Source organism: Pseudomonas lundensis, assembly GCF_015377145.2.
Taxonomy (GTDB): Bacteria; Pseudomonadota; Gammaproteobacteria; order Pseudomonadales; family Pseudomonadaceae; genus Aquipseudomonas; species Aquipseudomonas lundensis.
In genome coordinates, this window is sequence record NZ_CP062158.2 from 3,138,685 (window position 1) to 3,151,199 (window position 12,515).

12 protein-coding genes are annotated in these 12,515 nt (G+C 60.8%); all 12 read right to left on the bottom strand.

Annotation, left to right across the window (positions count from 1 at the left end; all coding sequences use genetic code 11):
• Positions 1–6 precede the first annotated feature (6 nt).
• Positions 7–1,365, bottom strand: coding sequence for a flagellar protein export ATPase FliI (gene fliI, locus IF654_RS14730; protein ID WP_047275952.1), 1,359 nt, complete (start codon positions 1,363–1,365; stop codon positions 7–9).
• Positions 1,355–2,128: a flagellar assembly protein FliH gene (gene fliH / locus IF654_RS14735; protein WP_047275953.1), complete on the bottom strand. Its 774-nt coding sequence runs from the start codon at positions 2,126–2,128 to the stop codon at positions 1,355–1,357. Before fliH ends, fliI begins: the two co-directional genes overlap by 11 nt.
• Positions 2,129–3,151, bottom strand: a complete 1,023-nt coding sequence (gene fliG / locus IF654_RS14740) for a flagellar motor switch protein FliG (RefSeq protein WP_047275955.1) — start codon at positions 3,149–3,151, stop codon at positions 2,129–2,131.
• A complete protein-coding gene (fliF, locus tag IF654_RS14745; protein ID WP_047275957.1) occupies positions 3,144–4,937 on the bottom strand; it encodes a flagellar basal-body MS-ring/collar protein FliF in 1,794 nt (597 codons plus the stop codon). Before fliF ends, fliG begins: the two co-directional genes overlap by 8 nt.
• Positions 4,938–4,951: 14 nt before the next feature.
• On the bottom strand, positions 4,952–5,284 hold the full coding sequence (fliE, locus tag IF654_RS14750) for a flagellar hook-basal body complex protein FliE (protein WP_047275959.1): 333 nt from the start codon (positions 5,282–5,284) through the stop codon (positions 4,952–4,954).
• A 185-nt stretch (positions 5,285–5,469) separates the two neighbouring features.
• Positions 5,470–6,873 (bottom strand): sigma-54-dependent transcriptional regulator, encoded by a 1,404-nt coding sequence (locus IF654_RS14755; protein ID WP_095009671.1) that lies wholly within the window; start codon positions 6,871–6,873, stop codon positions 5,470–5,472.
• 5 nt (positions 6,874–6,878) lie between these two features.
• Positions 6,879–8,078, bottom strand: coding sequence for a sensor histidine kinase (locus tag IF654_RS14760; RefSeq protein ID WP_052892185.1), 1,200 nt, complete (start codon positions 8,076–8,078; stop codon positions 6,879–6,881).
• 160 nt (positions 8,079–8,238) lie between these two features.
• Positions 8,239–9,714 (bottom strand): sigma-54 dependent transcriptional regulator, encoded by a 1,476-nt coding sequence (locus IF654_RS14765; RefSeq protein WP_047275963.1) that lies wholly within the window; start codon positions 9,712–9,714, stop codon positions 8,239–8,241.
• Between the two features lie 177 nt (positions 9,715–9,891).
• The gene (gene fliT / locus IF654_RS14770; protein WP_047275964.1) at positions 9,892–10,185 is read right to left on the bottom strand and encodes a flagellar protein FliT; all 294 of its coding nucleotides are present in this window, start codon (positions 10,183–10,185) and stop codon (positions 9,892–9,894) included.
• A 25-nt stretch (positions 10,186–10,210) separates the two neighbouring features.
• Positions 10,211–10,600 (bottom strand): flagellar export chaperone FliS, encoded by a 390-nt coding sequence (gene fliS / locus IF654_RS14775; protein ID WP_047275965.1) that lies wholly within the window; start codon positions 10,598–10,600, stop codon positions 10,211–10,213.
• A gap of 99 nt (positions 10,601–10,699) precedes the next feature.
• Positions 10,700–12,055, bottom strand: a complete 1,356-nt coding sequence (gene fliD, locus IF654_RS14780) for a flagellar filament capping protein FliD (RefSeq protein ID WP_047275967.1) — start codon at positions 12,053–12,055, stop codon at positions 10,700–10,702.
• An 80-nt stretch (positions 12,056–12,135) separates the two neighbouring features.
• The gene (locus IF654_RS14785) at positions 12,136–12,489 is read right to left on the bottom strand and encodes a flagellar protein FlaG (protein ID WP_047275969.1); all 354 of its coding nucleotides are present in this window, start codon (positions 12,487–12,489) and stop codon (positions 12,136–12,138) included.
• Between the last annotated feature and the right edge of the window lie 26 nt (positions 12,490–12,515).

Genomic DNA, 12,515 nt, shown 5'->3' on the forward strand with positions numbered 1-12,515 from the left:
CAGGGATTAGCCGCCCGGGGCCGGGGCAAAAATCGACCCCAGATGGCCACTGCTTTCGCCCAGGCTGATGTTGTCGTTCAGCCCTTGGCGCAGGTACGCCACCATCGCCGGTTGCAGGGCAATTGCGGTGTCGGTTTCGCGGTCACCGCCCGGTACGTAGGCGCCGACGCTGATCAAGTCCCGCGCCTGCTGGAAGCGCGACCACAACTGCTTGAATTGCTGCGCGCGGCGCATGTGCTCTTCGTTGACCACCGAGGGCATGACCCGGCTGATGGACGCTTCGATGTCGATGGCCGGGTAATGGCCTTCTTCGGCCAGTCGCCGGGACAGCACGATGTGGCCGTCCAGCACGCCCCGCGCCGAGTCGGCAATCGGGTCTTGCTGGTCGTCCCCCTCGGACAGCACGGTATAGAACGCGGTGATCGACCCACCGCCCGCTTCGGCGTTACCCGCCCGCTCCACCAGTTTTGGCAGCTTGGCGAACACCGAAGGCGGATACCCCTTGGTCGCAGGCGGCTCGCCGATCGCCAAGGCGATTTCCCGCTGCGCCTGGGCGAAACGGGTCAGCGAGTCCATCAGCAACAGGACGTTTTTGCCTTTGTCGCGAAAGTATTCGGCAATCCGCGTGCAATACATGGCTGCGCGCATGCGCATCAAGGGCGCGTCATCCGCTGGCGAGGCCACCACCACCGAACGCTTGAGGCCTTCTTCGCCGAGGATGTGTTCGATGAACTCCTTCACCTCACGGCCCCGCTCACCGATCAGCCCCACCACCACGATGTCGGCCTCGGTAAAGCGGGTCATCATGCCCAGCAGCACACTCTTGCCCACGCCCGTACCGGCAAACAGGCCCAGACGCTGGCCGCGACCGACCGTCAATAAACCGTTGATGCTGCGGATGCCCACGTCCAGCGGCACGCTGATCGGGTTGCGCTTGAGCGGGTTGATGGTCGGGCCGTCCATCGGCACCCAGTCTTCGGCTTTCATCCCGCCTTTGCCGTCCAGTGCCCGCCCGGCGCCATCGAGCACGCGGCCGAGCATGCTCATGCCCATGGGCAAGCGCCCGGTGTCTGCCAACGGCACCACACGGGCGCCCGGCGCAATACCGGCGACACTGCCCACCGGCATGAGGAAGATTTTGCTGCCCGAAAACCCCATCACTTCGGCTTCGACTTCCACCGGGTGAAAGCTGTCGTCGTTGATGACCAGGCAACGGCTGCCCATGGCCGCGCGCAAACCTTCGGCTTCAAGCGTCAGGCCGACCATGCGCAGCAGGCGGCCCTCGACAATGGGCTGGCCGGGCAAGGTGATGGCAGGCGAATAGGTGCTCAGGCGTTTGGCAAAACTGGTGCGTTTAAGGTGCATCCGGTGCGTCCAGGTCGACGTCAATGTCCGGCGCAGACGGGTGCAGCGCCTGTTCGTGCAATTGGTCAAACAACTGGCTCATGGCCTGCTTGATGCGGGTTTCGATGCTGGCGTCGATCCGGCTGTGTTCGGTTTCGACCCGGCAACCGCCCGGCTGCAAGGTGTCGTCTTCGAGGATCCGCCACGTGGCGTCATGCCGCTCGCGCAGGGCTTTGACCTGGGCAAAATCCTGCGGGTTGATGAACAGGCGAATGTTTTCAGCGCCCATCGGCAACAATTTGAGGCTCTCGCGCAGCACCTGCTCGATCTGGCTGGAGTCGGTTTTCAGTTCGCGCTGGATCACCAGCCGCGTCATGTGTTCGACCAGCCCCACCATGGCTTTTTCGAGCTGCTCGTCCTGCTCGGCCAGCGGCGCAAACAGGCTGCTCATCAGGCGTTCAAGGCTGCCGACCTTGGCGCTCAAGGCCACTTCCGCCTCTTGGCGCACCTTGAGCTGGGTGCTGTGAAAGCCTTCTTTTTCGCCGGTGGCGAAGCCTTCGTTGTAGGCCTCCTGACGGATGCTTTCGAGCTCTTCGAGGGTCAGCGGCTGGACTTCCTCCAGCGGCACTTCTTCGCTCTCGACCGGCAGTTCTTCGACCGGCTCGGGTTCGGGTTCCGGCGCTTCGCGAAACGGGTCAAAGCTGGGCAAGGACCACACGTCAAAACCGCCGACATCGCGGGCGCGGATCACATCACTGGGCGACTCGCCCTTGGCATTGCTCACTTAGATCATCTCTTCGCCGCCCTTCCCGCCGAGAACGATTTCTCCGGCTTCGGCCATACGGCGAGCAATGGTGAGGATTTCTTTCTGTGCGGTTTCGACGTCGCTGACACGCACCGGGCCTTTGGCTTCGAGGTCGTCGCGCAGCAGTTCGGACGCACGCTTGGACATGTTCTTGAAGATTTTTTCCTGAACGTTGTCGTCCGAACCCTTGAGCGCCAGTACCAGCACGTCCGAAGACACTTCGCGCAACAGCGCCTGAATGCCGCGGTCGTCGACGTCGGCCAGGTTGTTGAACACAAACATGAGGTCTTCGATCTGACCGGACAGGTCTTCGTCGATTTCGCGGATCGAGTCCATCAACTGGCCCTCGGTCGAGCTGTCGAGGAAGTTCATGATGTCGGCCGCACGCTTGATACCGCCCAACGTTGTACGGGCAGCATTGGAGTTGCCGGAGAATTGCTTCTCGAGAATCTGGTTCAGCTCTTTGAGCGCGGCCGGTTGCACGGTGTTGAGCGACGAGACGCGCAGGATGATGTCCAGGCGCGCCTTGTGGTCAAAATGGCCCAGCACCTCACCGGCCTGGTCGGGGTCCAGGTACGCCACCACGATGGCCTGAATTTGCGGGTGCTCGAAACGGATCACGTCCGCCACCGCACGCGGCTCCATCCATTTGAGGCTGTCCAGACCGCTGGTGTTGCCGCCCAGCAGGATGCGGTCGATCAGGCCGTTGGCCTTGTCTTCGCCCAGTGCCGAGGTGAGCATTTTGCGGATGTAGCTGTCAGAGCCAACGCCGAGGCTGGTCTGGTCGCCGACGATCTCGACGAACTCACTCATGACCTGCTCAACCTGCTCACGGTGTACGTTGCGCATTTGCGCCATCGCCACACCCACGCGCTGCACTTCTTTAGGCCCCATGTGCCGCAGCACCTGGGCCGCGTCGGTTTCCCCCAGGGACAGCAGCAGGATCGCGGCCTTGTCGACCCGGGTCAGCTTGAGGTTGGTGGCGGCTCGGTTGTCACTCATCAGCGTTGATCCACTCTTTCACGACCTGAGCCACACGGCCCGGGTCTTCTGCTACCAGACTTTTAATTGCGTTCAACTGAGCGTCATAGCCTTCGCTCGGGCTCGGCAACAGAATGCTTTGTGGACCGCCGAGGCTGACCCGGTCGTTGGCCAGCTCGCCGTCCAGGCCGCCGATGCCGCCCAGACCGCCCAGCTCGGCATCGCTGCCCAACGCCATTTGTTTGTTGCGGCCGTGACCGGTGATGTTGTTGAGCACCGGGCGCAATACGCCGAACACCAGCACCAGAATGAACAACACACCCAGCACTTGTTTGACGATGTCCCAGAACCAGGGCTGCGAGTAGAACGGGATATCGGCAATCACTTCGCCACGTTCGGCGGAGAACGGCACGTTGATCACGCTCACGCTGTCGCCACGGCTGGCGTCAAAGCCCACCGCGTCTTGCACCAGACGCGTGAAGCGCGCCAATTGATCGGTGCTCCACGGCTCGCGGGTGACTTCACCGTTGGCCGGGTCAACCTTGACCTGATCGTCCACCACCACGGCAACCGACAGGCGATTGACACGGCCCTGTTGCTGCTTGGTGTGGCTGATGGAGCGGTCCAGCTCAAAGTTTTTGGTCGATTGCGAACGTTTGTCGGCCGGGTATGGCGCCAACATGGGCTGGCCGGTGGCCGGGTCCATGATCTGCTGACCGTTGGCGTCCAGCAGCGGCTGGCCTGGCTGCACCATGCCAGCGGCGGCGGTGGCCTGACCGGTTTGCTGCGGCGCCGACGCCGGGGCCGGTGGCTGATTGCTCAGCGCGCCCGGTACACCTTGCGGGCCATTGCTGGCGGTGCGTTGTTCGTTGGTGGACTGCTCGCTGCGCAACGCCGGCTGGTCCGGGTTGAACTGTTCGGAGGTCGATTCAACGGCGCTGAAATCCACGTCCGCGGACACTTCGGCCTTGTAGCGATCATTGCCCAAGACCGGCTGCAGGATGTTGTGCACGCGCTGGGTGAGCATGCTTTCCATGCGGCGGCTGTAATCGAACTGCTTGCCAGCCATGGTCAGCTCGGAGTTTTCCGCCTGATCCGACAGCAGGTTGCCCTTCTGGTCGACCACGGTGATCTGCGATTTGGTCAATTCCGGGACGCTGGTGGCCACCAGGTTGATAATCGCCAGCACCTGACCCGGCTCCAGCGAACGGCCCGAGTACAGCTCTACCAGTACCGAGGCGCTGGGCTTGCGCTCATCGCGCACGAACACCGAGCTTTTCGGGATCGCCAGGTGCACGCGGGCGCCCTTGACGTTGTTCAGGCTGGAAATGGTGCGTGCCAGCTCGCCTTCGAGGCCGCGGCGATAGCGCGTGGCTTCCATGAACTGGCTGGTGCCCAGCCCTTGGTCCTTGTCCAGAATCTCGAAACCGATGTTGCTGTCGGTCGGTGAGACACCGGCGGCGGCCAGCTTGAGGCGGGCACGGGCGACGTCATCGGCCTTGACCAGCAACGCACCGGATGTGGGCTCGACGGTGTAGGGAATATCGGCGGTGGCCAGGGTCTCCATGACCTGCTTGGCATCCATACCGGCCAGGCTGCCGTACAGCGGCCGGTAATCGGGCTGTTGCGACCACAGCACCACGGCAAAACCAATCGCCACGCTCGCGGCCAGGCCGACCATCAGGCCGACCTGACGCAGCATGGTCATCTCGGAAAGGTTTTCCAGAAAAGACAGCCCGAACAGCGGCGGTTTGCCTTCTGTAGAGCCCGCCTTGGCCGGGACGTTATCAGCGACTGCTTCTGCCATGACCTAATACGTCCTTAAACCGGCATCTGCATGATGTCTTGGTACGCCTGAACCAGCTTGTTGCGCACTTGGGTCAATGCCTGAAAAGAAACACTGGCTTTCTGCGATGCAATCATCACGTCCGTCAGGTCAACACCGCTCTTGCCGATTTCAAAGGCGTTCGACAACTGGGTCGACGCCTGCTGGGTTTCGCTGACCTTGTTGATCGCGTTGCCGAGCATATCGGAGAAGCTGGGGGCGCCCAGTTCGGCAGGCGCTTGCACCGCCGATTTCGGCTGGGCCATGGCGTCCATTTGCATGGCCCGCATGTCCAACATCATTCGATTAAATTCAATACCTTGGCTCATGGACTACTCTCTCCGACGGCCCGCAATTTTTTGACACTCACACAGCATCTACTGAGGTGTTAGCAACAAGGGTGCCAGTTATTTATTGATCTGGAACAAATCGCGTTACAAAAGGTCGCAGGCAGATGAGCGGCGCGTGGTCGCACCGAAGGAGCACGACCCTGCGCGATGATGAGCGTCTGCGTTCAAGGGGTGGCGAACAGGTACGCCTCGACATCCATACCGGCATCGCGCATTTGCGCCAATTTGTAGCGCAGGGTGCGCGGACTGATGCCCAAACGCTCGGCGGCCTCTTTGCGGCGGCCGCGCTCGGCGCGCAAGGTGTCGATTATCATCTGGAACTCGCGACGGCGCAGGTCATCGCCCAAGGCCCCCGCCGACTCCCCGGTCAGTTCGCTGGAGGTTTGAGCAGGCGCCGGCAATCTGGCGCTGCTTGAAGAGGACAGCGGCGCACAGGCCACCGACCCCGACAGACAAAAATCCGCCGCTTCGATCAGCCCGCCGTGTTGCAGGATCAGGGCACGCTGAATTGCGTTGTCCAGCTCACGCACATTGCCCGGCCAGCCGTAGCCCGTCAGGCACGCTTGCGCATCCGCTGAAAAGCGCACGGCGGTGTGTTTCATTTTGTTGATGTGCTTGGCCAGCAGGCGCTCTGCCAGCGGCAGAATATCGGCGGTGCGCTCGCGCAACGGGCGCCAGGCCAGCGGAAACACCGACAGCCGGTAGAACAGATCTTCCCGGAACCGCCCCGCCGCCACTTCGCCCGCCAGGTCGCGGTTGGTGGTGGCCACGACCCGAATATCCAGGGCAATCGGCTTGCGCCCGCCGACCCGCTCGACTTCGCGCTCCTGCAACACGCGCAACAGTTTGGCCTGAAGGCCCAACGGCATCTCTGAGATTTCGTCCAGCAGCAGCGTGCCGCCGTCCGCCTGCTCGAACTTGCCCGCCTGCGCCGCAATCGCCCCGGTGAACGAGCCTTTTTCGTGGCCGAACAGCGTCGCTTCCAGCATGTTGTCCGGAATCGCCGCACAGTTGATCGCGACAAAGGGCTGAGTCGCCCGATGAGAGTGCTGATGAATGTAACGCGCCAGGACTTCTTTACCGGTGCCGGACTCGCCCGAAATCAGCACCGTGGAATCGCTGCGGGCCACGCGGGCCGCCAGCTCCAGCAATTGCACGCTGGCCGGTTCGATGGCCACCGGGCCTTGCGCGTCAGCTGCGCTCACACTGCCGAGCGCATGGCGTGCCACCAGCTCCAGCAGCGCCTTGGGTTCAAACGGCTTGACCAGGTAATCCGCCGCGCCTTGACGCATGGCGTCCACCGCGCGCTCCACCGCGCCGTGGGCGGTCATCAACAACACCGGCAGTTGGGGTTGCCGCGCCCGCAACAGGGCGAGCAATTGGTGACCGTCCATGCCCGGCATGTTGACGTCGCTGACCACCAGACTGAACGCTTCGGCCGAGACCGCCTCCAGCGCTTCTTCAGCAGACCCCACGGCGCGAAACCGATGCCCGGCCAGCAGCAAAGTGTCGGATAACGCTTCACGCAGCGCACGATCGTCTTCCACCAGCAGCACATTGATGCGCATTGCCATCAGCTCGCCTCCCCCGCGCACGCCGTCGCCTGCAGGCTGAGCAACGGCAAGCTGAGCAGCGCGCAGGTGCCACGCCCACGCCGCGAGTGCAGCTGCAATTGGCCCTGATGCGCACGCACCACGGCCTTGACCACGGCCAGCCCCAGACCGGTGCCGGTGGCTTTGGTGGTGAAAAACGGCTCGCCCAAACGCTCCAGCACCTGCGGCTCGATGCCGCTGCCGCTGTCGCTCACGCACAGGCGCAAGGTGTTGCCCCGTGCGTACACGTGCACTTTAAGGCGCACCTGCGCCGTGCCGGCTTGCAGGGCGTTTTCGATCAGATTGAGCAGCGCACCGACCAACGTGTCGCGATTGCACAGCAGCTCGCCATCATGGATGTCGCACTGCCAGCGCATCGCAATGCCTTCGACGTGGGGTTGCGCGGCGGCCTGCAGTGCCTGCATCAGCGCTTTGGGGGCAATGCGGTCGGTGAGGGGCAGTTCTCCGCGGGCAAACACCAGCATGTCCCGCACCTGATGCTCCAACTCATGCAAGCGCTCTTTAAGGCGCCCGGCAAAGCGCTGCTGGGTCTCGACCGGCAACTGTTGTTCAGTCAAATGACTGGCGTAGATCAACGCCGCCGACAAGGGCGTGCGGATCTGGTGCGCCAGCGACGCCACCATGCGACCCAGGGAAGACAGGCGCTCATGGCGGGCCAGCTGATCTTGCAAGCGCCGGGTTTCTGTCAGGTCGTTGAGCAGCACCAGTTGACCCGGCTCGGCATCCAGCGAGCGGGTGGAAATCGACAGGCGTCGACCGTCAATCAGGGAAATTTCATGGCCGTCGTCTTCACGGGGCGCGAAGCAGCGCGTGATCACATGCCGCCACAGTTCGCCTTCGAGCGGCAGCCCCAGCAGCTCGCAGGCGGCCGGGTTGGCCTCGCGCACACGGCCGCGGTCGTCGATCACGATCACGCCGCCCGGCAGCAGGTCCAGCAGGTTTTGCAGGCGATTGGCCAGCCGCTCTTTTTCCGCCAGTTCGGCCATGCGCTGGGCGCTGACCACCGCCAGCTCGCCCTTGAGCTCGGTCACCCGGGCTTCCAGCAGGCTGTAGGAATCGGTCAATTGAGTCGACATCTGACTGAACAGCGAGAACGCCTGCTCAAGCCCTTCCCGGCTGGCCTGTTCAACCGGGTTCAAGGGCTGAACGGCGAGAGACATGGCGTGCCCTGCGAGATCAGGGACGGAGGACTGCGGGGCGGACTGAGGCATGGGACTTTCTCGCGTGGCTGACCGTCATTAAACGGTTCGTTAGCAGAGACTTAGCAATACCCGTGCCTAAAAAAAATTACTTGAAAATCAATAAGTTAAAAAACAGGCGTCAATCATCCGCCTGTTCTTCACCTTCACGACGGCTCATGCCGTACTTGCGCATCTTTTCCACCAAGGTGGTTCGACGGATGCGCAGCCGCTCTGCGGCACGGGCCACGATGCCGTTGGCGTCGTCCAGCGCTTGCTGAATCAGGCCCTGCTCCAGACCACCGAGGTAGTCTTTGAGGTCCAGCCCTTCGGGCGGCAGCATGGCCGTAGCGGTGAAATCCGGCGTGGCATTGTTGATGGCCACGCGCTCTTCCATGTCGCTGCGCAGGCTGTCGACCAATTGTTCGTCTTCGTCGTCCACGTAGCGGAATTTCTTCGGCAGCTCGGCCACGCCGATCACCCCATAGGGATGCATGATGGCCATGCGCTCCACGAGGTTGGCCAGTTCACGCACGTTGCCCGGCCAGCCGTGGCGGCACAAAGACATGATGGCGGCTGAATTGAAGCGGATGGAACCGCGTTTTTCGTGCTCCATGCGCGAAATCAGTTCGTTCATCAGCAACGGGATGTCTTCGACGCGCTCGCGCAACGGCGCCATTTCAATCGGGAAGACGTTGAGGCGGTAGTACAAGTCTTCGCGGAAGGCGCCGACTTCAATCATGCTTTCGAGGTTTTTGTGGGTCGCGGCAATGATGCGCACGTCGGCGCACTGGGTTTTGTTGCTGCCCACACGTTCAAAGGTGCGCTCCTGCAACACGCGCAGCAGCTTGACCTGCATAGGCAGCGGCATGTCACCGATTTCATCCAGGAACAGCGTGCCGCCGTTGGCCAGTTCAAAACGCCCGGCGCGGCTGGTGATGGCGCCGGTGAATGCGCCCTTCTCATGGCCGAACAGTTCACTTTCGAGCAACTCGGCGGGTATCGCCCCGCAGTTAACAGGCACAAAGGGCGCGTCACGGCGCTTGGAGTGGTAATGCAGGTTGCGCGCGACCACTTCCTTACCGGTCCCGGACTCGCCCAAGATCAACACACTGGCGTCGGTGTCGGCCACTTGCTGCATCATCTGGCGCACGTGCTGGATCGCTCGGCTGGTGCCAACCAGGCTGCGGAACAAATTCGGTTCACGGTGCCGACCGCGCTCACGGGCCTGGTCGTACATCTCGCGGTAGACCTGGGCACGGTGCAGCGAATCGAGCAACTTGCTGTAGCTGGGGGGCATTTCAAGGCTGGACAGCACGCGGCGGCGCTGGTCTTCGGGCAGGTCGACCGAAGAAATATCACCCAAAAGTAAAATGGGAAGGAACTCATCCCACACGGCGAGTGTCTTAAGCAAGCTCGAAGCCCCGCCCGGACTGCTCACGTCGCCTACAAGCACGCAGAGTACTTCGCGGCTGGACGCCAAGGAACCGACAGCCTGCTGCCAATCGCTACTCGCGGCGGATAAATTTTCTTCGCCCAGAAAATTTAAAATCACCGCCAGGTCGCGGCGACGGACGCTATCGTCATCGATTAGCAGAATCTTGGTTTCACGCCACATGCAATAGCAACTTCCCTAGTCAACTCAATGCCCTGATTGAGGGGCAAGGTAGACGCCTTGACCCGTTTGGATATTTAAGACGACTGAAATCAGAAAACAGCACTAGTTAAGTCAAAAAATTGTATGCAGTCAATTTTATGGCGCTACAAACACGCTTAACCACAAAATTTTTAGGTCTTAACCGAACAGATGGTAAACCTTTGAAGCACTTTTTGCTTGATTGATCTGCGCCATCTGGTCAACCACGAGCTGCCGCTCCCCTGTGGCGGCCTCCAGCAGCATGCGATACACCACCAGCAAGCCCTCAAGGTTCTCACGCAGCACGGCTTCGTCCACCGGCTTTTCGGCAAGCACGCTCTCGACACAATCCCGACAAGCGGTATCCAGCTCGCCGATGGCTTCCCAGTTGCGCTCAGCCAGGGCATCGATCAGCGCATCACGGGTTTGTTGAATTCGTTGCAATTGGCTCATGACGCACTCCTCGGGACCGGCAGGCTTATTCTGGCGCGATTGCATCCCAACCACTTTTGACAGTGATCAGCAGGCGGGCGACTTCGTCGATCAGTTCTGGCTCGTTTTTGGCATTAGCCAAGGTCAATTGCTTGGTCATGTACTCGTACAGACTGTCCAACTGACGCAACGCTTCTTTGTCATCGGTATTTTCTTCACGCAGGCCCGCACGCAAGCCCGTGATGATGTCGATGGTCTTGGTGATCAGCAAAGCCTTCTGAGGAATATCCCCCCGAGCCATGGCACCTTTGGCTTGTGCCATACGTTCCAGAGCACCTTCCATCAGCATCTGAATCAACCGGTGCGGGCTGGCCTCGGAGATTTGAGCGTGGGAATTGACCTTCTGGTACTGACGAAGGGCGCGCATCGGGTTCATGTTTCTACCTCGTAACAGGTGACCGGCAAAAATAGGTGGACTTACTAACCTGTGTCGACCGGGCCGGCCAAAACTTTAACCGCCCCGGCCCACCCGGCTTTAATTCGACTTGGGATTATTCAGCGCGTTAAGCGTGGTCATGATGCTGGAGCTGCTGGCATTGAGCTGCGCTACCAGGGTGTCCATGGCGTTGTACTTGGCCGACAACGAGGTTTGCAGGCTATCGATGCGACGGTCCAGCTCGGCTTGCTGGGTGGTCAGGTCGGTCAGCTTGTTGTTCAGGTCGGTGGAACGCTGCGCCAGTGTGCCGGTTGTACCGACATAGGACGCGGTCGATTTGGTCATGCGTGAAATCAGACCCGCGTCGCCCGTGAACACTTTGGCAATATTGGTTGCGCCACTCTGCGTGGCGACCGCCTTGGTCCACGCCTTGTCATCCAGAGTCAACAGGCCCGTTTTAGAGTCGGTGCTGATACCCATTTGCGACAAGCCGCCGCCACTGCTGTTGAGCAGCTCATTGCGCAAGCTGGAGACCAACTGACGCATGGAAGCATCACCGGTCAGGGCGCCCGATTTCGTAGTTGCCGCATCGCCGGTCGCCGTGACTTTCGTTTGAGTATTGATCGCAGTCATCAGCGTGTTGTACGCCGAGACAAAGCTTTGAACCGAGGTTTTCAATGTGTCGGTGTTGGCACCCACGGTAATCGTTGTGGCAGCCTTATCCCCCACCAACAGCTCCAGCGTCACACCGCTGATGGCAGAATCGACTTTGTTGCTCTTTGATTCCATCGCCAAACCGTCGATGGTGAACTTGGCGTTCTGCGGATGAATCAGAGTGGTTGCCCCCTTGGACAAGTCCGAGTCGCCGCTCAAGGTGATATCAGTACCCTCGCCCATCGTCGAGGACGTCAGCACCAGTCGCGAACCCGACGCATCTGTCAGGACGTTGGCACTGATCCCTTTAGATCCCAGCTGCGTGTTGATGGCTTCACGCATTTCTTTAAGGGTTGCGCCGCCGGGCACGTTGACGTTGTAGTCAACGCCTGACTGAGAGATGGTCAGCGTGGTGGCTTCGTCGGTCGTGTTGACGATTGACGAGGCGCCATCGGTGTACACCGGACTGCTCACCTTGGAGGCAGTGGCCAACTGCTCTACCACGAGATCGTATTTGCCGGTCGACGCGGTGGCGTCAATCGTCACCTTGGACTTCTTGTCGTCCGAGCTCGAACCCGCCATACCGCTAAAGCTGGAGGGATCCTTGAGCTTGTCGATGGCCGTGCGATAAGCCTCCAGCGCACTTTTCACCGTCCCTAACGACGACAACTGGATAGTCGTGTTGGTTTGTTGGGCAGTGATTTGCGCCTGCTTGGGTGCCTTTTCGGCAGCGACCAAGGCCTTAACGATGGATTGCGTATCAACCCCCGAACCGACGCCGCTTATCGTTGAACTGGCCATCTTTTATCTCCTTTTCGTTGGCTGCCGGTTTATTGGCTAACTGCGCCTTCTCGGCAGACAACAACAAAATTCATGCCACCTCAGGCATTTGTCTGAAATAACAAACTACCGGCATCGCTCAGGCTTTGAGCCAGCTTTAATGCGGTTTCTGAGGGGAGTTGACGTATCACTTCACCACTGTGCGTGGCGATTACCTTGACCACGACCACACCGGTGGAGTCATCAATCGAAAAATCCAGCTGTCGCTGGGTGGACTGCACAAACTCGCGAATGTCGTTGACGGCCTTTTCCAGGTCTTCGCGCTTGGGCGCTGGCGCAGGGGTCATTGCGTCTTGAACCGTGGACGGCGCGGCAGGAGCCGGCGTCGATGGCGTGGCAGCCTGTTGTGCAACAGTGGCGGCGTAAGCCGCGTTCAGCTTGACGCTCATGTCCATGTCATCACCTCAACACTGAAAAAACG

Bases quoted from the DNA above. Each gene is read 5' to 3' on its own strand.
- fliI (WP_047275952.1), bottom strand. From the start codon at position 1,365: ATGCACCTTAAACGCACCAGTTTTGCCAAACGCCTGAGCACCTATTCG.
- fliG (WP_047275955.1), bottom strand. From the start codon at position 3,151: ATGAGTGACAACCGAGCCGCCACCAACCTCAAGCTGACCCGGGTCGAC.
- fliF (WP_047275957.1), bottom strand. From the start codon at position 4,937: ATGGCAGAAGCAGTCGCTGATAACGTCCCGGCCAAGGCGGGCTCTACA.
- fliE (WP_047275959.1), bottom strand. From the start codon at position 5,284: ATGAGCCAAGGTATTGAATTTAATCGAATGATGTTGGACATGCGGGCC.
- IF654_RS14755 (WP_095009671.1), bottom strand. From the start codon at position 6,873: ATGCGCATCAATGTGCTGCTGGTGGAAGACGATCGTGCGCTGCGTGAA.
- IF654_RS14760 (WP_052892185.1), bottom strand. From the start codon at position 8,078: ATGTCTCTCGCCGTTCAGCCCTTGAACCCGGTTGAACAGGCCAGCCGG.
- IF654_RS14765 (WP_047275963.1), bottom strand. From the start codon at position 9,714: ATGTGGCGTGAAACCAAGATTCTGCTAATCGATGACGATAGCGTCCGT.
- fliT (WP_047275964.1), bottom strand. From the start codon at position 10,185: ATGAGCCAATTGCAACGAATTCAACAAACCCGTGATGCGCTGATCGAT.
- fliS (WP_047275965.1), bottom strand. From the start codon at position 10,600: ATGAACCCGATGCGCGCCCTTCGTCAGTACCAGAAGGTCAATTCCCAC.
- fliD (WP_047275967.1), bottom strand. From the start codon at position 12,055: ATGGCCAGTTCAACGATAAGCGGCGTCGGTTCGGGGGTTGATACGCAA.
- IF654_RS14785 (WP_047275969.1), bottom strand. From the start codon at position 12,489: ATGGACATGAGCGTCAAGCTGAACGCGGCTTACGCCGCCACTGTTGCA.